Source organism: Pedobacter sp. (genome assembly GCF_039594775.1).
GTDB lineage: Bacteria > Bacteroidota > Bacteroidia > Sphingobacteriales > Sphingobacteriaceae > Pedobacter.
This window is the reverse complement of the sequence record NZ_JBCNMT010000006.1, coordinates 230858-250859: the sequence shown is the minus strand read 5'-3', so window position 1 is coordinate 250859 and position 20002 is coordinate 230858. Positions and strand designations below refer to the sequence as shown.

Genomic DNA, 20002 nt, shown 5'->3' with positions numbered 1-20002 from the left:
ACCTCTTCCCATTCCGAACAGAGAAGTTAAGCCCGCCAGAGCCGATGGTACTGCGGTAACACGTGGGAGAGTAGGTCGGTGCCTATCCTTACAAGCCCCCTTCAGAAATGTCGGGGGCTTTTTTTGTATATATAAATCTATACGAAACAAAATGGTATAGCTTAAAAATGGTAATTGGAAGCAAGGCATTTAGCCCACGGCTGCCTACCGTTTTTCCTTTCATATTTTATCTCTGGTACAATATGTGATCTACATCAGATTTACTAAGAATGTTACCGCTATTACGCTAATAAATTCCTCTAAACCATATAATTTGGTTATCTTTGTTCTTTACAAATCATATACACATAAATGAGTTTTTTTGTTGAAAGAAGAAGGGAAGTAATGCAGCATATTGAAAAATATATGCTAGAGATGATGCCTGAATATCTCAAGCCTATTGATGAAATTTGGCAACCATCTGACTTTTTACCAGATGCTAGTAAAGATGATTTTTTTCAACGTGTGAAAGATTTGCAACAAAGCGCAAGTGAGTTGTCTTACGATTTAGTAGCAGTATTGATTGGAGATACAATTACAGAGGAAGCATTACCTACTTACGAGTCTTGGTTAGCCATGGTTGATGGTGTTAGCAGAGATGAAGAGGGCGGATGGATGAAGTGGAATAGACACTGGACTGCTGAAGAAAATAGACACGGAGATTTATTAAATAAGTATTTATATCTTTCTGGGCGTGTAGATATGCGTCAAATGGAAATGTCTACCCAATATTTGATTGCCGATGGTTTTGATATTGGTACTGGTCATGATCCATACAGAAACTTTATTTATACTTCTTTCCAAGAATTAGCAACCAATGTATCCCACAGACGTGTGGCTTCTTTGGCAAAAAAGGACGGAGATACATTACTGTCTAAAATGTGTGGAGTAATTGCTTCTGACGAAGCTAGACACGCAAAAGCGTATAAAGATTTTATCAAGCAAATTTTTGCCGTTGATGCTAATGAAGCAATGCTTGCTTTTGACGACATGATGCGTAAGAAAATTGTAATGCCAGCTCATTTTTTAAGAGAAGTTGGCCTTCCAATTGGTCAGGTATTTGGGCACTTTACAGATGCGGCGCAGCGCTTAGGTGTTTATACTGCAATTGATTACGTTGATATTTTAAAACAGCTTATTGTGGAATGGAATATCGAAAGCATTAAGGAACTTAATGAGGCTGGAGAAAAAGCTCGAGATTATATCATGAACTTACCTAACCGTTTACTACGAGTAGCTGAAAGAATGAAAAATCCTACGATTGACTACAAGTTTAAATGGATATTAGCATAAAGAAAAAGCCACGATTATCGTGGCTTTTTTATTGGTATGACTTGTTTTGTTCAGCAATATTGAAGCCTTGATCAATCAGCTTTTGCTTTGCTTGCGGTTGCCACATTATCGGATTGGTATGATTGAAATGTATGAAGTGGATTTTAGACTTGGTGCTAGCATTTTCTTTTTCAAAAAGCTTCACGGTTTCGGAAACAAATGGATGGGGTACTTCATTCATTGGCCTATTGTTCAGCTCCAAATTGTCGTAGAATGTCGCATCAAGGAAGGCATAATCGACCTGACGAACTTCATCAATGATATTTCTATTCCACTTAGACCATTTATCTATATCGGGAATGAATAGGATTTTCTTCCCACCAAGATTTATTTTAAAACCCACCGTCTCTGAATATTCGTCACGATGAGGAACTATTAATGCTTGGAAGTCAATGGTACCAAATAAAGTAGGTTTAATGGTATCTAATTGAACTAAATTGATGTTCTTTAAATCAACCAGTTGGCTCCAAGGGCCATTTTTCTCCAAAAAACCTTTAAACTTTGGCATCACGTAAACGTTTAATTGTTTGGTATTCATTACTTCACGACCAAACTGCGTTAATCCAGTATAATGACCAATATGCGCATGCGTTAGAAAGATGCCATTGGGCAAATAGGGGTATTGGCCTTGCGTTAGGGTTTGAAAGTCTTGTAGTTGCTGTTTAATGTCTGGGGTTGCCTCTAACAACCACCATTGCTTGCTTTGAGGATTTACTACCGCCAATGCCGTAACATTTCTTCGCAACTTAGGATTTGCCCATGCTTGGGTACAGCATGTTTTTTGACATCCGAGGTGAGGAAATCCGCCATCTTGAGCCACCCCAAGTACCATTACATAGGGCTGATTGGTTTGTGCACTCGTTTTATAGACAAAGAGGATAAATGATAAGAAGATAATCATCCTTTTCATTACATATTCCTTCTATATTGTCCGCCCACTTCATATAAGGCATTACTAATTTGCCCTAACGAACAGATTTTACATACCTCCATCAGTTTATCGAAAATGTTCTCACCATTAACGGCTGCCCTTTGTAAATTTTTCAATGCTTCTGGGGCATCTTTTTCATTACGTTTCTGAAAAGCCTCCAAGGTACTGATCTGATATTGCTTTTCCTCTTCTGTAGCACGGATAACCTCTCCCGGAACAATAGTGGGTGAGCCGTTTTTATTGAGAAAAGTATTTACACCTACAATTGGAAATTCGCCAGTATGCTTTAAGGTTTCATAGTATAAACTTTCCTCTTGTATTTTTCCGCGTTGGTACATGGTTTCCATGGCACCGAGTACGCCACCTCTGTCATTAATACGCTTAAATTCAGCCAATACGGCTTCTTCCACCAAGTCAGTTAATTCTTCAATGATAAAAGCTCCTTGCAAAGGGTTTTCATTTTTGGCCAAACCTAGCTCTCGGTTAATAATGAGCTGAATGGCCATCGCCCTACGTACCGACTCTTCCGTTGGCGTGGTAATGGCTTCATCATAAGCATTGGTATGTAATGAATTGCAATTATCATAGATTGCATAAAGTGCCTGTAGCGTGGTTCTAATGTCGTTGAAATCTATTTCCTGCGCATGCAAAGAACGTCCAGAGGTTTGGATATGATATTTTAGCTTTTGCGAACGATCATTTCCTTTGTACTTGTTTTTGATGGCTTTGGCCCAAATTCTTCTGGCTACCCTGCCAATGACAGCGTATTCAGGATCAATACCATTGCTAAAGAAGAACGAAAGGTTTGGTGCAAAATCATCAATATGCATGCCTCTGCTCAAGTAATATTCCACAAAGGTAAAGCCATTGCTTAGCGTAAAAGCTAATTGTGAAATTGGATTTGCGCCAGCTTCGGCAATATGGTATCCTGAGATAGATACTGAATAGAAGTTTCGAACTTTCTCGGTAATGAAATAGTGTTGGATATCGCCCATCATTCTCAAGGCAAATTCAGTGGAGAAAATACAAGTGTTTTGTGCTTGGTCCTCCTTTAAGATATCTGCCTGTACCGTTCCGCGTACAGAACTTATTGCTTTGGCTTTGATTTGCGCATAGATGTCTTTGGATAATACTTGATCTCCAGTTACGCCTAAAAGCATTAATCCTAAACCATTGTTGCCTTCTGGGAGCGAACCGTTGTACGATGGTCTAATTAGACCTTTTGTTTTGAATATTTGATTGATTTTGGCAGTTACTTCTTCCTGTAATCCGTTCTCGATAATGTACTTTTCACATTGTTGATCAATGGCAGCATTCATGAAAAAACCTAATAACATAGGAGCAGGGCCATTGATGGTCATGGAAACAGACGTGCTTGGTGCGCATAAGTCAAAGCCAGAATATAGTTTTTTGGCATCGTCTAAAGTGGCAATGCTCACGCCAGAGTTTCCAATTTTACCGTAAATGTCTGGACGTAAATGTGGATCTTCTCCATATAAGGTTACTGAATCGAATGCCGTAGATAATCGATGTGCTGGTTGTCCCAACGAAACATAGTGGAAACGCTTGTTGGTTCTTTCCGGCCCCCCCTCGCCTGCAAACATACGAGTTGGATCTTCTCCTTCACGCTTTAGCGGGAAAACACCGGAAGCATAAGGGAATTCGCCTGGAAGGTTTTCGGTCAATAACCATTTTAAAATATCGCCCCATTCTTCGTAACGTGGAAGCGCTACTTTTGGAATTTTGAGCTTAGATAAAGACTCGTAAAACAATGGTTGTTTGATTTCTTTATCTCGTACTTTGTAAATAAAAAAGTCTTGCTTATAGTTATGTTTAGTGCTGGACCATTCTCTTAAAAGTCGTTTGCATTCGCCATCCAGTTGTTCCTCGTGCAGCGAATAAAGTCTTTCTAAGTCCTCTGTAGATGATTTTTCCTCTGCTTTTAACAAATCAATTACCCCATGTAACTGGTACATTTTACGGGCAATGCCTACTTGTTTTGCTACCCATTCATTGTATTGTTCGCTAGCTTCTGCAATTTCGGATAAATATCGGGTACGCTCTGGAGGGATAATGTATATCTTTTCGGATTGACTGGAAGTCATTTCCATTTTTGCGGCGAAATCTACGCCCGTTCTTTCTTTAATCTTCTGTAGCAAGGCTACAAACAGGTTGTTCATGCCTGGATCATTAAATTGCGAGGCCATGGTTCCATAAACCGGAATTTCCTCATCTTTAGCATCGAAGATATTGTGATTGCGTTTATATTGTTTCCTTACATCTCGTAGGGCATCTAAGGCACCACGTTTGTCAAATTTGTTGATGGCTACCAAATCGGCAAAATCTAGCATGTCGATTTTTTCCAGCTGTGTAGCCGCACCAAATTCAGGTGTCATTACATATAAAGAAACATCTGAATGTTGTGTAATTTCGGTGTCCGATTGCCCAATGCCCGATGTTTCTACAATAATCAAATCAAACCCTGCCGCTTTACAGATATCGATACTTTCTTGTACATTTTTTGATAGGGCTAGGTTTGCTTGTCTGGTTGCCAACGAACGCATATAGACCCTTGGATTGTTGATGGCGTTCATGCGTATTCTGTCGCCTAGTAGGGCACCGCCAGTTTTTCTTTTGGAAGGATCAACAGATATAATGGCAATGGTTTTATCTTTTACCTCGATCAAAAATCTCCTCACCAGCTCGTCAACCAAGGAAGATTTACCTGCGCCACCAGTACCGGTAATACCTAAAACGGGAGGTTGTGCAGTGCTTTGTAATTTCTTTAATGTAATTTCAAACTCGTCGGCATTGTTTTCTGCCGATGAAATGAGCCTTGCAATTTTTCTATTCTCTTTTTCCTGCAAATTCTCCGTTTCATCTTTCAGGCTTTCAATGGTGGCAAAATCTGTTTGTTGTAGCATGTCATTGATCATGCCTTGCAAGCCCATTTTCCTACCGTCGTCTGGCGAATAGATTTTGGAAATTCCGTAGGCTTCCAATTCCTTGATCTCGTCGGGAAGAATTACACCGCCTCCGCCACCGAATATCTTAATGTGCGATGCGCCGCGTTCTTGCAACAAATCGTACATGTATTTGAAATATTCGATGTGTCCGCCCTGATAGGAGGTCATGGCAATGCCCTGAACATCTTCCTGAATGGCACAATTTACTACTTCATCAACTGAACGGTTATGGCCAAGGTGAATGACTTCGGCTCCGCTAGATTGTAAAATCCTACGCATAATGTTAATGGTGGCATCGTGTCCATCAAAAAGTGCTGCAGCGGTTACGAAACGTATTTTATGGGAAGGCTTATAGATTTCAATTTTTTCCATAGTATGTAAATTCCCAGAGGGGAAATTGCTTTTGCTGAGTATAAAATTGGTTAGAAATTACTCATCAAATGTACATTTTTATCAGTGGTTTGGCAAGGTATGGGCATTGTGCTTATCTTAAAAGTAGTGACTATTTGTTACTTAAATGACAATAGATACTTGCTTAAAATACAAATCCCCAATTCGGATAAGTGAATTGGGGATTTGTATTACAAATTTGATAAAGCTGTTATTTCATGGCTTCGGTAATTACTTGTCCAATGCTACCACTCGGTTGTTGTATGTGCAACAGTGCAGATATGGTAGGAGCAATGTCTGTCATGGCGTAAGATTTATTGGTTTTGCCCGGCTTTATACCCCAGCCCATAAATAGCGCAGGGATATGGCTATCGTAAGGGTTCCAAGCGGCGTGGCCCGTACCTGGGTTTAGTGTTGGGTACCAACCTGCATCAAGTACAATGTAAACATCGCCACTTCTACGGGCATTATAACCGTTTGTAATTTTGTTTTTAAGTTCTTGTGGAATGCTTGCATTGCCCAAGTTTTTAATATCTACGGCATTAAGCACACCTTCTTGTTTAATGAGGTAATCGATACTGAGTTGTTTGATCTTGCTATAGTCGGCATTTGCAGCTTTAATGGCATCAGTATCAAAAATCAATTGGTTATTGATTAAAGTAAATATAGCACCTTTTACCTTAAATTCTTTTAAGATCAAGCTATCCAACTCGGTTTTAAATTTCTTTGCATTTAACCCTCCAGCGGGTAACTTGTTCTCTTTTGAAAAGCCTGGTACATGGGTTACACCGTGGTCGGCAGTTAAGAATAACAAATAATTTCCTTTGCCAATGGTTTTATCCAAGTAGGCAAAAAAGTCTTCTAAATCTTGATCTAATCTTAAGTAGGTATCTTCTAACTCAATAGAGTTTGGCCCAAACTGATGGCCTACATAATCGGTTGAAGATAAACTTACCGCAAGGAAATCGGTATTGCCTGTTTGTCCAAGTTTTTCGGCAGGAATAGCGGCTTTGGCAAACTCTAAGGTAAAGGTATTGCCATAAGGCATGCTTGCCATCATGGAGTAGTTTTTATTTACATATTGCTTGAATAGGTGGGGGAAAGTAGCGGTTTTCTCTCCCTTGAACAATCGTTCGTAAGGTTTGTCGTCTGCAGTACTTTCTTTGTAGGTTTCGATTGGGTAAAGCGTATTCCAATCTTTTGCAAAATAAGTGTTCGGCAGCTTTTTGGCATTAAAATCATTTACCCAGGCAGGTAATTGCTGCATATAATGGGTACTGGTAATGAAATTTCCAGTCATGTCATCGTACCAAAAAGAACCATTTGCGGTGTGTCCGCCAGGTAAAATAGCACCTCTGTCTTTAATGGATACACTGATCACTTTACTTCTAAAGTTTGTAGCCATTCGCAGCTCGTCGGTAACAGTAGTTACCAATAGGTTTTTAGGCGACATTAGTCCTTCTTTGCTGGGACTGCCTACCGTGCTTACATCTTTATCTTCTACACAATAAACGTCTCTACCCAATTGTGGGTCGAACCAGTTATTGCCAATAATTCCATTAATGGCTGGTACTGAACCAGTATAAACCGATGAGTGACCACAGGCTGTTAAAGTGGGGGTGTATGGTATTAAAGTGTTTTCTGCAGAAAATCCTTCGTTGATTAAACGTTTGAAACCTCCTTGCCCATATCGGCTATAAAAACGATAAAGATAATCCCAACGCATTTGGTCTACCACCATACCTACTACAAGCTTAGGTCGGGCAACGGTTTTTGGATAGTTTGACGTAGATGTAGTAGCGGCTGATTTAGCTGTTTTTTGAGCGCTTGCACCACCTGCAAATAGAATTGCAAATGACAAGCACAGGAATTTTACTTTCATTTAATGGTTTTTTTATAAAGGTATTAAATGCCTATTAAGTTAATAGAGAAATATTGTAAATATTTCATCTCATTTGCTATATAATTTCGGCCACTACAAAGGTGCTTCCGCCTACAAAAATCAAATCTTTTGGTTGTGCTTTTAGTCTTGCTGCAGCTAAAGCTGTTGCTACACTATTAAACACTTGCCCTTTTAAATTGAAATTTGCTCCTTGTTCCGCGAGTTCTTGAGCAGGTAAAGCTCTTTCCAACTCGGGCTGGCAAAAGTAATAGCTGGCATTTTGGGGCAATAGAGATAGTACAGCTGTAATGTCTTTATCTTTCACCATCCCAATAACCATGTGCAGTTGTTCATGTGGGGTTTGCTGAATGTTTTGCACTACCTCGGCAATACCAGCTTTGTTGTGTCCAGTGTCGCAAATGGTCAAGGGATTTTTAGCCAAAATCTGCCATCTGCCTTGTAAACCAGTCAATTTTTTAACGCTTTTTAATGCTTCGTAAACGGCTTCATCTTCAATTTGGTAGCCAATTTTTCTCAACGCCCTAACTGATTGCAGGACGGTGACGGCATTTTTGCGCTGATAGTTTCCCGTTAGATCTAAGCTTAGTTGGGTAAGGGTATTGTCTTTTCCTTTAATGTTAAGCTGTAATAAGCCCGATTTTACGCTAGCATTTGCTACTGATAACTCGTCTTCGGCAAATGTTAGATTGGCATTTTGCTCTTTTGCTTTTTGCTCAAAAACGAAATCTGTTTCGGGATGACGTTCCCCAATAATTACGGGAGTGTTTTGTTTAATGATCCCCGCTTTTTCAAAGGCAATTTCAGCAAAAGTATTACCCAGCATATTGGTATGGTCAAGACTGATATTGGTAATGACAGATAGGTCTGGATGTATGATGTTTGTAGAGTCTAATCGGCCACCTAAACCTACTTCAATAATGGCAACATCAACTTTCTCTTGCGCGAAATAGGAGAAAGCCATGGCCACAGTGACTTCAAAAAAGGAAGGTTCTATCTCTTCAATCAGAGATTGTTGTTGTTGTACAAAGCTGGTTACAAAATTTTTCGACACCATTTTGCCGTCGATGCGTATACGTTCCCTGAAATCTTTGAGATGGGGAGAGGTGTATAAACCTGTTTTATAGCCTGCTGTTTGCAAAATGGCAGCCAACATATGTGAAGTTGAACCTTTGCCATTGGTACCTCCGATATGAATGGTTTTATATTGATTTTGTGGATTATCTAAAGCGGAACAAAAAGCGATGGTATTATGTAAATCTTTTTTAAATGCCGCTGCACCAACTCTAGTAAACATGGGTAGGCGACTATAGAGATATTCAACGGTTTGGCTATAGTTCATCATGATATTCCAAATATAGACTAAGTTTTTTTTAAAAAGTTTAGAAAATGAACATTGTAATATGCTTTATTAGCATGTCTACTGGCTGATGATTGCTAGTTGTTATCGTAGTCATATGTTAAATTTGATAAATGCATTCGTATCTGAATTCTTTTTTAGATGAAACAATATGTTCGTCATTCTTTTGATTTTTCTTTCGAACAAAGTTCCAAAAGAAAGCGGCTTTTGATGAAAAATTGTCAATTATCGCATTAAGATTAAGGAATATGAAAAAACATAAATGGTATTCCTTTCTGCTCCAAAATAATTAGCTATGGCAATCAAGCCTGTGCTAATTTATACGTGTTGTCCTCGCGAGTGTAATAGAGAAAATCTTTGGATATTCTATTAATAATAATCTTGTCGAAAAATTTTATTTCGTAGCGCTTCGGTTGTCCACTCGTTTCACTGCGGTTGAAAAGAAGGGAGCGAGTTAAGCTTGCGCTGAATAAAGTCCTAATGTTCTTAAAAAGTAAAATTACTTTACCAAAAATCTGAAAGGAACATAAAAAATACGAATTTCAGGACCTTTGGCAATGGCGTTTAAAGATGCTTGAAGCATGGCGTTTTCGCATTTACGGTATAAAGCACTGTTAGAAAATGTAGTTCCTCTTGCGCCAGCGGTAGCGCTTATTATTCTTCCTGATTTATTTACCTGAATTTTAACCATAATGGTTCCAGTTTCCTGGCCATCGTCGTCTGGTTTTACTAAGTTTCTGAAATGGCTTAAAGGAAGTGGTTTGTTGCCAAATCCTGAACCACCGTCGCCATAGAAAGGGGCTAGCGGGTCACCGTCGGGGTCACCTTGGTTGCCAGGTTCTGTTCCGGTTCCATCGCCACCGCCTGTGGCATTATTTTTTTTGCCTTTATAAATGGCATTGGGGTTAATAGCAGGTTGTTCAGCTTTATTGTCTGTTTTGCTGCTTGGATTAGCGTTACTCTTGGTTTCCTTGGTGTTTACATTTACGGCTTCTTCATTGTCCTGTGTGGTGATGTTCTTATCGCTCAATTGTGTAGAAACACTTTTAGTAGTAGGATCTGGTGTAACTTTATCAGGCTCTTTACCATTGGCATCAGGTGCCATCGAAGGTTCTTCCATGCTGGTGTAGTCAGTACCCATACCGGTAACAGAAGTACCATAATTAACCACCATACCACCCATCCCCAATTCTTCATTGGGTTCGAATTTGCCAATTATCCAGATAAAGCTAAGGGCAATAAAGGAGCCCATCAGTACCGTAGAGATGACTAATGCCTTGGGATAATTATTTTCTTCTTTATGGTTTTGTGCCATGTTTATTTCTTCTGTTCTACAGCAAGAACAACTTTCAATTTCAATTTGTTAGCTACGTCAAATACTTTCATGGTGTTTTCGATAGAAACTCCTCTAGCCACATATAAGACGATGGTTAAATCGGTATCTTGTTGGATAAAGCTCTGGATTTTACCTTCCATTGCCTCGAGTGTTACGGGCTGCTTGTCTACAAAATAGTTGAGATTCTCATCAATGCTTACCGTAATAGATTTTTGGTTATTGGCCTGTTGTCCTGAAGAGGAGCGGGGCAACAATAATTTTACCACCTGAGGGTTTACTACTGCAGAAGCCAAGAGGAAAAACAACATCAAGAAGAACATAATGTCGTTTAAGGCAGCGGTGTGCACTTCTACATTGCCCTTTTTTCTGTTCTTTAAATTCATTATTTCCCTGGTTCTTCTAATAGATCGATGAAATCAATGGCATCGGTTTCCATTTTAAGGATGATTTTCTCTACCATCATATTCAAAATGTGATAAAGTACGTAAGCCATAATCCCGATGATTAGACCTGTTGCCGAAGTAATCATTTTGGTATATAAACCACCAGAGATGGTACCAATTTCAATAGCTCCTTGTGCAGATACTTCACGGAAGATGGTGATTACACCAATGATAGTACCTACAAAACCAAGCATAGGTGCAATACCCGCAATGATTCCCAAGATACCAATGTTCTTTTCTAGTTTAGAAACTTCTAGTTTACCAGTATTCTCGATAGCACCTTCAATTTCTTTGATAGGACGGCCAATACGTTTTAAACCTTTTTCGAGCATACGTGCCAAAGGCGATGCGGTGTTTTTGCAAAGGGCAATGGCGCTTTCCAATCTGCCGTCTTTGATGTTCTGTCTGATTTGGAACAATAAATTGGTGTCGTTTTTAGACGCTTTACGAATAGTTAAATATCTTTCTATAAAAATAACCAAGCCCAGGAAAGCCAATAAGCTCAGCGGAATCATTACCCAACCGCCTTTAAAAAGCAAATCAATAAAATGAAGGTCTTCTTGTGTTTTTACTGCTGTGGTAGGTACAGCTTGAGCCGTATCTGCTAAATTTTGTACGGTATCTTGTAAAGTGGTTAGTAATAATATCATTGTGTGTTAATTATTTTTAATGGTTTGAACGTACATTTTTGGATTTTTTAACTGCTTACGAAATTTAACAACGTATTTTTGGGCCGAATCGATATTGTTGTACGATGCAATACTGATTTTTTTATAAAGCTTGCCCGGCATTTTAGCTACTTTGGCTTCAAAGCCGTGCTTTTTCATGTAGGCAATGTATTCTTCAACTTCCGAATCTCTTGCGAAGGCTGCCGCAATAATGTCATAGGTTTCAATTGGCTTTGCTTCACTTTTTTTAGTGATAACTTTTAAAGTATCTTTAGCAGGTTGTACATCCAAACCCACTTTTTCGGCATTTTGCATAATGCTATCTGCAAAGTCTAAAGAATCTTTTTGTGTTTTAAGATCACTACGTTCCATCGGCAATACCATTTTTTCGTTTGGATTAACATCGGTTTTACCAAAGTGTTGGAACATTTCGGGTTTTACAAAATAGATAATCGCTAGTACTACCGCCAACACTAATAGACCAATGCTTACTTTTTGGTAAAGTGGCATGGTTGTTTTTTCCTCTTCAAACGATTCATCTAATTCATCGTTATCGTATTCGCCTATTAGCGTGTTTTCTTCGGTGACCTTATTGCCTACATTATCAAAATCCCATTCATGAGTAGTGGAGGTTAGTCTAAAGTCATCTTTTTTTCCAGTACTGTTAAAATCATTGCGGGGTATGAAATCTATATCATTACCTTCTGCATTTGTTTCAGTATTTGAAGTGTTTTCGCTTTCTTCGGCATTTTCTTCTTCATATACGTCATCATCAGAAATAACATTTTCGCCTTCGAAGCTCCAGGTTTCACCTGTTGGATTTTCGGTATTTACTTCTGCTATTTCTTCATAAACTTCTTCGTCGGTAGCTTCATTGCTTTCGATAGCAGTAGTGATGTTTTCAGATTTTTCAATAGAAGTTGCTGTGTTTTCGGACTTTTCGTGACTTTCAACAGTTATTTCGTCAGTGGCAACTTCTTTAATCTCTTCTGGTTGTGCTACAGATTCCTCCAATGCAATCTCGTCCTGAAGGTCTTCTTGCACTTCTGCTGGCTCATGATCTTCAATAGGGTTTGCTGTTTCAGTAGTCACTTCATCGCCTAATCTGGCCATTTCATGTTCAAATTCAGGAACTTCTGTATGCTCAATGGCCGGTTCTTGAATTTGTGAAACTTGGTTTGTTGTTTCTATTTGCTGTTCGGTTTCATTAGGGGCAGGTTCAATATGCTGAACGTCCGCCGTAACCGCAGGCAGGGCAAAAAAATCAAAACCAATATTAATATTTTGATTTACCGTAAACGAAAGTTCGTTAGCTGTTTGTTTAAGCGTTCCAACATTTTCGAGGACATATTCGCCGTTTTGTAGACCTTTATGTATTTCTTCAACAAACTGGTTGATGAAATATTTGGCCGAATCTTCGGAAATTCCCCTTTTGGTTTGGATATATTGCGAGAGGTTGGTGTGCTCCAAAACATCAGAGCTGAACTCCAATGCATAGCTAGGAGGCAAAAACGAATGAGTTTCTGCATCGTACCTTCCTGGTGTTTTCTTTTTGTAGAAAGTACCCAAGCCTTCAATTCCTATTTGTTTACGGGTTTTTAAAAGCTCTATCAGGTATTGCAATATATCCATTTGGGTAAAAATAATTATAAAATTTAACCTTTTAAAACGAATAGGTTAAGCCGCCAAAGATATTAAAACCATTTTGACGATAATATAAAAATTTACTGTAATTGGTATTTAAAATATTGTTAGCTCTGGCAAATGCCGAAACTTTATTGTTGATTTTGTAAGTGGCACCCACGCCCAAATCTACAAAACCTTTAATGTTCACTATAGTTTCATTGGTATAATCTGGAACAGGAGGGTAACTGCCATCTGGATTTAAAGGATTAGCACTGAATACTTTCGCTTTGCTATCATCTTGAACGGCAACGGCGGCATCAAACGTAAGTTTTTTGTTAAATACAAAGCTGAAGTTCGAAGTTAAACGTAGTTGAGGTTTAAAGTAGCTCTCTTTTTCGGTGCCCGCTTTATAGTCTTCCATGTTCAATTTACCTGTCCATTTTAGGTTATCGCTCACCTGAACGGTCAATTCACCTTCTAATCCTAATATTTTGGTTTTCCCAAAGTCGTAGATCACATCAAATTTGTTGAATGAACCAAAGCTGTTTACGAACAAAGGCATGTCGGTAATTTCTTTACTATAAAAACGTGCTTTATAGCCAAATCCGGGACCGCCAGTACCTTTAATACCTCCGCTTATGCTCAATTTCTCTACACTGTTTTTAATGAAGATATTTTGGTTCAGGAATGGATTTTCGTCGGTAAGGTCTTTTAAGGTGTTACGGTTTACGTCGCCTTTAATCTCCCCAAAGATTTGCAGGAAATCAGGGATTAAGGTGAAGTCGGCAGTTACTGAAGGGAAAAACCTTGTGGTTGAAGTGCTGCCAAATTCTTGAGTAATGTTAGCACCAGCAATAATTTTTACGCCACCTGCTTGTAATTTAATGTAAGGGTTTAAGCGTAAAAGGTTATTAGATACACTAGTGTTTACATCTTTGGTATTGCCAAATTCGGCCGATGCCGCTAAGCCCAAATTGAAGCTGCTTATTCTCTTATTCAAATAGCCTGTTAAGGTAAGGGCTTTTTCTTTTGCACTATATTTATCGTTAAAAAAATAACCATTTGCCTTTGCTGCATAGCTAAAAGCATCAGGATCAGGGGTAAACTTGCTGATTACTTCGCCTTCCAATTCAAAGAAATTAAGGGTTTGTTTATCGGGATTCGGATTTAACGTAGGGTTATTATCGTCAATACCGTAAAAGTACAAGCCATGTCTTTGGTAGTTTAATTTACCATTCAACGTTGCATTTTCGCCAATACTACGGGCAAATACACTTAATTGTTGCTTGTTTTCATTTTGTTTGTTCAACTTGCCCTCGTTGCTGAAATGTCTAAAGAATACACCAGTTTGCAAAGCTGGGTCTTGGCCCATACCTACATAGGCTTCGGCCAAAATTGTTCCCAAATTACCTACGCCACCTTTAACGTAGTTGTTGGTTAATGGTGCTTGACGTTCGTCGGCTACTTTTTGGGCCTGTAGCTTTTGGATATCGGTATTCAGTTCAAGCTTCCTGTCTGCTAGCTGATAGTTAAACTTGGCTTTATAGGTTTTAAGGTTGTCCAGATCAGGACTTCTTCTCAACTTTACTGCTTCTGCTAAAACAGGTTTGTACGGTCGTATAATTTCAATTTCTTCGCTCAGCGTTTTTTCCGTCTTTTCAGGAGGTTTTACGTCCTGCGCATGCAGACCAAATGCCCCTAGAATTAAGCCAAGCGTAATGTATGTGGTTTTATTAAATCTCATGGTGTGTCTTTCTAGTTGATTTTTGCCAATTTTTCTTTTGCGGTAGGAACAATATCATCCTTGCCTTCGTAATTGTCGATGATACTTAACAAAGTACTTTTCGCTTGCATCTTATCCTTTAAAGCCAAATAATTATCGGCTAATAGGATAAATGATTTCGCTACCCAATAATCATATGATGGCATGTTATTGATCAGGTCGAAACAAGTTTTTTGAGAAGTCTTGTAATCGCCTTTGGCATATTGTAACGCAGCAATATTGTATTTAGCCTCGGCAGCGGCCAATGTTTTGGTAGTTGAAACCACTTTGTTGAATGATTTAATGGCTGCCGTAGTATCTGCTTTCAACAAATAAGCCTTACCCGCAAATAGGTCAGAGCTGTTTTTCTCTTCTTCTGAAGATTTTTCCGAAGTTTTAACGATATCAGCATATTTTAGCATCTCATCAGGCATGTTCAAGGCGGTGTAAGCCTTGATCAAGTTATTGATGGCATAGCTGTGATGGGCTTTATAATCGGCTGTAGTTTCCAATCGTTTTAGGTATACAATGGCTTCGTTATACTTTTTCTCGTCCATTAATACTTTCGAAACACTCATTAACGAACGCTCGGTATAGTCACTGGTCCAATCGTTAAGGATGTAATCGTAATCTTGAATAGCTTCTGATGAACGGCCTAATTTTACCAGAGATTCAGCTCTGATAAATTTAGCTTCCTTGTCGTGGATTGGTTTAGGGAATTTTTCTAGATAAGAATTGATGGCCTCATAAGCACCCTTGGCATCGCCTCTTAGGTAAATGTTATTGGCCGACTGGAACATGATGTTGTCCTGCTCGCTGGTGGAATAGTTGCCCAGTGGGGTAGTAGCGGCATAAGCAATAAACCCATTGGCATCGCCACGGTCTACATAAATATTCTTGATGGATTCAAGAGATTGTTTAGCTTCGGGAGTGCTCGGGTAATCTCTGATTACTTTTTTGAAAGACTCTAGTGCCGAATCATCTTGATCTTGGTTGTATTGCACTAAGCCTATGGTTAAAAGCGCCTTAGGTACATAGCTGCTGCGAGGGTATTTGGCTACTAAACCTACCAAATCTGTTTTCGATTTTTCGAAATCACCTTTATTAAAATAGGTATAAGCAGTTTCGAAACCTGCGTCATCTGCATAGTTAGAGTTAGGGAATTGTTTCAATAAGCTTTGCATGGTGCCAATTTTGGCATCATCTTGCTTTTGCAAACCTTGAATCATCCCACGTTGAAACAATGCATAGTCCTCTCCAGTTTGTTTACCACTAATAATACGGTTGTAATAAGAAAGCGCGTCGCCATAATTTTTGTTCACGAAATATGAATCCGCTAAGCGAAGCATCGCATCGTTTACTGTTTTGGCATCTTTATCTGCTCCTTTTAAAAAGCGTTCGAAATAGTTGGCCGCCTTTACATATTTTTCATCTTCAAAAGCAGCATAGCCCAAGGCATAGTTCGCAAAGTTGTATACTTCGGTTTTCTTAGCTTCTTCCATGGCAAGGAACTTTTCGAAAGTTTTAACGGCTTCACCGTACTTTCTCAATTCGTACATCGATTCGGCCATCCAATAAATGCTTAAAGCATAAATCTCGCTATCCTCTTGGAAGTTACCCGAACGTAAAAACATTGATAATGCATTAGGGAAAGCTCTTTCATTGTAAAATTCCAAACCTCTAAAATAGGTTACTTTCTGATAAGCAGCCTTCGCTTCTGGAGTTTTATTAGGGATGGGCTCCAAAATATCAATAGCCGCCTGATAGTTTTTGCTGGTCAGTAAAATTTCGCCTAAAAGTGTTTTCGCTTCATTAATTCTTTTCGAATTAGGGAAGGTCTTCAAGAAATTTTGTGTAGCATCCAAGGCTTGTTGGTTAAACTCCAGTTCGTAGCTTAACTTGGCATAATTGATCCACGCTTCTTCCTGTAGGTTTTTATCGAAATCTAATCTCGAAGCTCTAAAGAAAGCATTTCTGGCCTTTTCCTTTACGTTTAATTTTAAGGCCGATTTTCCCAAGGTGAACATACCGTTTTGTAGGTACACATCGTCGGTATTCAGTTTCTCTAATACTGTTACCGATTCTTTGTATTTGCCATTTTGGAAAAGGGTATAGCCATATTGGTAAATGAAAAGGTTGTTCTTAACTTGATTTTGGTCCTTGCTGTAGTAAAGTGCAAAATATTTCTCCGCGTTTTTAAATTCTGATTTCGAGAAGTAGGAAGCAGCCACCAAGCTCAGCATTTCGGCCTCGTATTTTTGCTTGGTTTTTTCCATAACTGGAATGGCATAGTCGATCACATCTTCATAGCGTTCATCCAAATAATACATCGAAGTAATGTAGTACGGATAGCTGGCCTCATACGTAGGCGAACCTTTTAGTTTCTCGAAATTGGCAAGTGCCGTTTTGTATTCTTTATTAAGATAGTTGATGTAAGCAAAATAATAAGTGGCGCTTTCTTGGAATGGAGATTCCTCTTTTTTAACGGCCTCAAATAAAGGCTCGGCCTTTTCAATATTATTCTGCTCAAAATAAGCATAACCTTGCTTGAACTGATATTCTAAACGTTGTTTTTGTGAAAGTGAGGTGGGGTCAGCTTGATTGAACCATTCCAAAGCCTTTGCGTAATCCTTTTTTGCAAAATAGGTTTTCCCCATGTGGAAATAGGCCAGTTTCGTATTTGGATTTAAAGGATATTCTCTAATAAATTCTTGGAAAAGTGCTTCGGCATCATCGTTTCCCAATTCTATAGCGCAAACCGCGGCATAAAACTTGGCATTTTCTTTAATGATAGATAGCTCGGCGTTGCTTTGCTGTTGCGTACTTGTTTTGCTACGGTATTGCTCTACTAATTTAAACTGTTGTGCAGCGGCTACATATTTTTCGTTTCTAAGCAGCTCTAACCCACTCTGGTAATTTTGGTTCAGTTTTATCAATGGACTAGTTTGGGCATGTCCAAAACCGTATCCACTGGCTATAAACAGTGGAACCAATAAGTATCTTTTCTTCATTTGCGTATTTCTTTAAGTAGCTTTTTTACGGCATTACTTGGTTAGCTATGGCCAAATTGTCCATTTTGTTGAGCAATGGTTTTAGCTAGGGTTGATACTAAAATAGAATTAATGTGCTTAGCTATCAACATAAGAAATTAACATCTGTTGATAACAGACATTTAACGAAATGGTTGTGAGCTTGGTATGTACTGTTAAAAAGTTTTTAACAGCGCTTTAATGATGAGCCTGGTTGTACGTTAATAGCAAACGCTACTGTAGTTTATTGGTGTTTTTCCTTAAAATGCTCCAATACTTGCCTTCGTTGTAGTTCCAGTTGGCAAAACCTAAACCCATAATGGTAAGTACAGAAATGATGATCAAGTTGAAGATGAAAGTGCCCAGATGAGAGAAACTGAAAAAATCATACTGCGTGTCGCCGATAATGAAATAGTTGACTAAATCTATTAAGATAGCAAGAGGAATGGCTACGGTGATAAAGGTCTGGTAGCTGTGCTTTCTCCAGCTCCATGTTTTTCTCTTTTCAGTCCAATAGTCTACAAATTGCTTTTCTTTAGGGGTCATTAGCTATCTTTTTGGCTGGCCAAAAGATAAAGAACAGCCATTCTAACGGCTACACCATTTTCTACCTGATTTAAAATGATAGATTGTTTGCTATCAGCCACGTCACTGGTAATCTCCACCCCACGGTTAATAGGACCTGGGTGCATCACTACAATTTCTTTATCTAAATTATCAAGAATTTGCTTGTTTAAACCGTACATCATCGAATATTCTCTTCCCGTTGGGAAATATTTGATATCCATACGTTCAAGCTGTATGCGCAACATGTTGGCCACGTCGCACCAGTTGAGTGCCTTAATTAAATCGTGTTCTACCTTAACGCCCAATGCACCAATATGCTTAGGAATTAAGGTGGTAGGGCCGCAAACCATTACTTCGGCACCTAGTTTTTGTAAGCAAAGAATATTGGAAATAGCCACGCGAGAGTGCAAGATATCACCCACAATCACCACTTTTTTGCCCGCTACATCGCCAAGTTTCTCTCTGATCGAGAAAGCATCCAATAAAGCTTGTGTAGGGTGTTCATGTGCACCGTCGCCTGCGTTTACAATTTGCGCATCAATGTGGCGACTTAGGAATTGACCAGCTCCAGCATAAGGATGGCGCATCACCACCATATCCACTTTCATGGCCAAAATATTGTTTACCGTATCAATCAGGGTTTCGCCCTTGCTTACCGATGAAGAGGAGGTAGCGAAATTCACCACATCAGCCGAAAGCCTTTTTTCAGCTAGTTCGAATGAAAGTTTGGTACGGGTTGAGTTTTCGAAAAAGATATTCGCAATGGTGATGTCTCTTAGAGAAGGTACCTTTTTAATAGGTCTATTAATCACTTCCTTAAAATTATCAGCAGTTTCGAAAATCAATTCAATATCATTCAGGTTAATATCTTTAATGCCTAAAAGATGTCGTGTTGATAATTTGTCTGCTGCCATTTTATTGCTTTTCTGATAATAAAATTACTTTGTCTTCTCCTTCATTTTCCTTCCAGCTCACCTTTACCTTTTGGGAGTCAACTGAGTCAACCTGCATGCCAATGTAGTTGGCCTCAATAGGTAAGTGCCTCGAAAACCTGCGGTCAATTAAAACCATTAGCTCTACACTTTCAGGTCGGCCATAGGCCAAAAGCGCATCCATTGCCGCACGTATGGTACGTCCGGTCCAAAGCACGTCATCTATTAAAATTACTTGCTTTCCTTCAATAATAAAATCAATGGTATTGCTGCTTGCGGTTACCAAGCCATCTTTTCTCCTAAAATCATCCCTGAAAAAAGTAATGTCCAAATGGCCTTTTTTTAAGGAGCTGCTTTTTAAAATTTCCGAAAGTTCTTGGTGAACCCTATCTGCAAAGAAAGTTCCCCTTGGCTGTATACCAATTAAAACAGTATTATTAAAATCAGTATGGTTCTCAATTAGCTGGTGACAAAGTCGCTTAATTGTGATTTGAAGTTTTTGGCCGCTGAGTAGAGTTCTCTTTTGCATTGCACTGGGATTGCGCAAATATAGGTAAATGTTTTAAATCGTGAAGCCCAAAAATGCACCAGTTTTTCAAAATCTTTACTTGTTGTTGAAAATCAATTAAGTACCCTTTTGATTGGTGTTCCCGCTGCCTACCGCAGACTGGCTTTTCATTGCAATCGGGTTTATGATACAGCCGTCTGTATTGCTATGTTA

Annotated in this window: 14 protein-coding genes and 1 rRNA gene; 2 read left to right on the top strand and 13 right to left on the bottom strand. The window is 39.0% G+C overall.

All coding sequences use genetic code 11. The features are described 5' to 3' along the window. Both rrf and ABDV71_RS15570 read left to right on the top strand, forming a co-directional pair. Positions 1-87 (top strand): 5S ribosomal RNA (gene rrf / locus ABDV71_RS15575); the annotation flags it as partial. A gap of 264 nt (positions 88-351) precedes the next feature. Beyond that, positions 352-1332, top strand: coding sequence for an acyl-ACP desaturase (locus tag ABDV71_RS15570; protein ID WP_343534147.1), 981 nt, complete (start codon positions 352-354; stop codon positions 1330-1332). A gap of 28 nt (positions 1333-1360) precedes the next feature. Here ABDV71_RS15570 and ABDV71_RS15565 read toward each other — a convergent pair whose 3' ends face one another. From ABDV71_RS15565 to pyrR, 13 genes are all read right to left on the bottom strand, one after another. Next, on the bottom strand, positions 1361-2281 hold the full coding sequence (locus ABDV71_RS15565; protein ID WP_343534146.1) for an MBL fold metallo-hydrolase: 921 nt from the start codon (positions 2279-2281) through the stop codon (positions 1361-1363). Next, on the bottom strand, positions 2281-5640 hold the full coding sequence (locus ABDV71_RS15560; RefSeq protein WP_343534145.1) for a methylmalonyl-CoA mutase family protein: 3360 nt from the start codon (positions 5638-5640) through the stop codon (positions 2281-2283). Before ABDV71_RS15560 ends, ABDV71_RS15565 begins: the two co-directional genes overlap by 1 nt. A gap of 229 nt (positions 5641-5869) precedes the next feature. After that, positions 5870-7540, bottom strand: a complete 1671-nt coding sequence (pafA, locus tag ABDV71_RS15555) for an alkaline phosphatase PafA (protein WP_343534144.1) — start codon at positions 7538-7540, stop codon at positions 5870-5872. A 76-nt stretch (positions 7541-7616) separates the two neighbouring features. Further along, complete coding sequence (locus tag ABDV71_RS15550) at positions 7617-8900, bottom strand: folylpolyglutamate synthase/dihydrofolate synthase family protein (protein WP_343534153.1); 1284 nt, start codon at positions 8898-8900, stop codon at positions 7617-7619. Positions 8901-9417: 517 nt separating this feature from the next. Continuing rightward, positions 9418-10233, bottom strand: a complete 816-nt coding sequence (locus ABDV71_RS15545; protein ID WP_343534143.1) for an energy transducer TonB — start codon at positions 10231-10233, stop codon at positions 9418-9420. A gap of 2 nt (positions 10234-10235) precedes the next feature. Beyond that, a complete protein-coding gene (locus ABDV71_RS15540) occupies positions 10236-10637 on the bottom strand; it encodes a biopolymer transporter ExbD (RefSeq protein ID WP_343534141.1) in 402 nt (133 codons plus the stop codon). Then, positions 10637-11347 carry a MotA/TolQ/ExbB proton channel family protein gene (locus ABDV71_RS15535; RefSeq protein ID WP_343534139.1) on the bottom strand — a complete coding sequence of 237 codons (711 nt, stop codon included), beginning with the start codon at positions 11345-11347 and terminating at the stop codon, positions 10637-10639. The genes ABDV71_RS15540 and ABDV71_RS15535 overlap by 1 nt, the downstream gene beginning before the upstream one ends. 6 nt (positions 11348-11353) lie before the next feature. Next, positions 11354-12997 (bottom strand): hypothetical protein, encoded by a 1644-nt coding sequence (locus ABDV71_RS15530; RefSeq protein WP_343534137.1) that lies wholly within the window; start codon positions 12995-12997, stop codon positions 11354-11356. 31 nt (positions 12998-13028) lie between these two features. Continuing rightward, positions 13029-14735, bottom strand: a complete 1707-nt coding sequence (locus ABDV71_RS15525; protein ID WP_343534135.1) for a hypothetical protein — start codon at positions 14733-14735, stop codon at positions 13029-13031. An 11-nt stretch (positions 14736-14746) separates the two neighbouring features. After that, positions 14747-17764 (bottom strand): tetratricopeptide repeat protein, encoded by a 3018-nt coding sequence (locus ABDV71_RS15520; protein ID WP_343534133.1) that lies wholly within the window; start codon positions 17762-17764, stop codon positions 14747-14749. A gap of 252 nt (positions 17765-18016) precedes the next feature. Then, complete coding sequence (locus ABDV71_RS15515) at positions 18017-18328, bottom strand: hypothetical protein (protein ID WP_343534131.1); 312 nt, start codon at positions 18326-18328, stop codon at positions 18017-18019. Beyond that, positions 18328-19263: an aspartate carbamoyltransferase catalytic subunit gene (locus tag ABDV71_RS15510; protein ID WP_343534129.1), complete on the bottom strand. Its 936-nt coding sequence runs from the start codon at positions 19261-19263 to the stop codon at positions 18328-18330. Before ABDV71_RS15510 ends, ABDV71_RS15515 begins: the two co-directional genes overlap by 1 nt. Position 19264: 1 nt before the next feature. Then, the gene (gene pyrR / locus ABDV71_RS15505; protein WP_343534128.1) at positions 19265-19810 is read right to left on the bottom strand and encodes a bifunctional pyr operon transcriptional regulator/uracil phosphoribosyltransferase PyrR; all 546 of its coding nucleotides are present in this window, start codon (positions 19808-19810) and stop codon (positions 19265-19267) included. Positions 19811-20002 lie beyond the last annotated feature (192 nt).

What these genes read in the sequence shown, in the direction of transcription:
- ABDV71_RS15530 (WP_343534137.1), bottom strand. Translation starts at nt 12,997, where the DNA reads ATGGATATATTGCAATACCTGATAGAGCTTTTAAAAACCCGTAAACAA.
- ABDV71_RS15535 (WP_343534139.1), bottom strand. Translation starts at nt 11,347, where the DNA reads ATGATATTATTACTAACCACTTTACAAGATACCGTACAAAATTTAGCA.
- ABDV71_RS15560 (WP_343534145.1), bottom strand. Translation starts at nt 5,640, where the DNA reads ATGGAAAAAATTGAAATCTATAAGCCTTCCCATAAAATACGTTTCGTA.
- ABDV71_RS15525 (WP_343534135.1), bottom strand. Translation starts at nt 14,735, where the DNA reads ATGAGATTTAATAAAACCACATACATTACGCTTGGCTTAATTCTAGGG.
- ABDV71_RS15540 (WP_343534141.1), bottom strand. Translation starts at nt 10,637, where the DNA reads ATGAATTTAAAGAACAGAAAAAAGGGCAATGTAGAAGTGCACACCGCT.
- pafA (WP_343534144.1), bottom strand. Translation starts at nt 7,540, where the DNA reads ATGAAAGTAAAATTCCTGTGCTTGTCATTTGCAATTCTATTTGCAGGT.
- pyrR (WP_343534128.1), bottom strand. Translation starts at nt 19,810, where the DNA reads ATGCAAAAGAGAACTCTACTCAGCGGCCAAAAACTTCAAATCACAATT.
- ABDV71_RS15565 (WP_343534146.1), bottom strand. Translation starts at nt 2,281, where the DNA reads ATGAAAAGGATGATTATCTTCTTATCATTTATCCTCTTTGTCTATAAA.
- ABDV71_RS15550 (WP_343534153.1), bottom strand. Translation starts at nt 8,900, where the DNA reads ATGAACTATAGCCAAACCGTTGAATATCTCTATAGTCGCCTACCCATG.
- ABDV71_RS15545 (WP_343534143.1), bottom strand. Translation starts at nt 10,233, where the DNA reads ATGGCACAAAACCATAAAGAAGAAAATAATTATCCCAAGGCATTAGTC.
- ABDV71_RS15570 (WP_343534147.1), top strand. Translation starts at nt 352, where the DNA reads ATGAGTTTTTTTGTTGAAAGAAGAAGGGAAGTAATGCAGCATATTGAA.
- ABDV71_RS15510 (WP_343534129.1), bottom strand. Translation starts at nt 19,263, where the DNA reads ATGGCAGCAGACAAATTATCAACACGACATCTTTTAGGCATTAAAGAT.
- ABDV71_RS15520 (WP_343534133.1), bottom strand. Translation starts at nt 17,764, where the DNA reads ATGAAGAAAAGATACTTATTGGTTCCACTGTTTATAGCCAGTGGATAC.
- ABDV71_RS15515 (WP_343534131.1), bottom strand. Translation starts at nt 18,328, where the DNA reads ATGACCCCTAAAGAAAAGCAATTTGTAGACTATTGGACTGAAAAGAGA.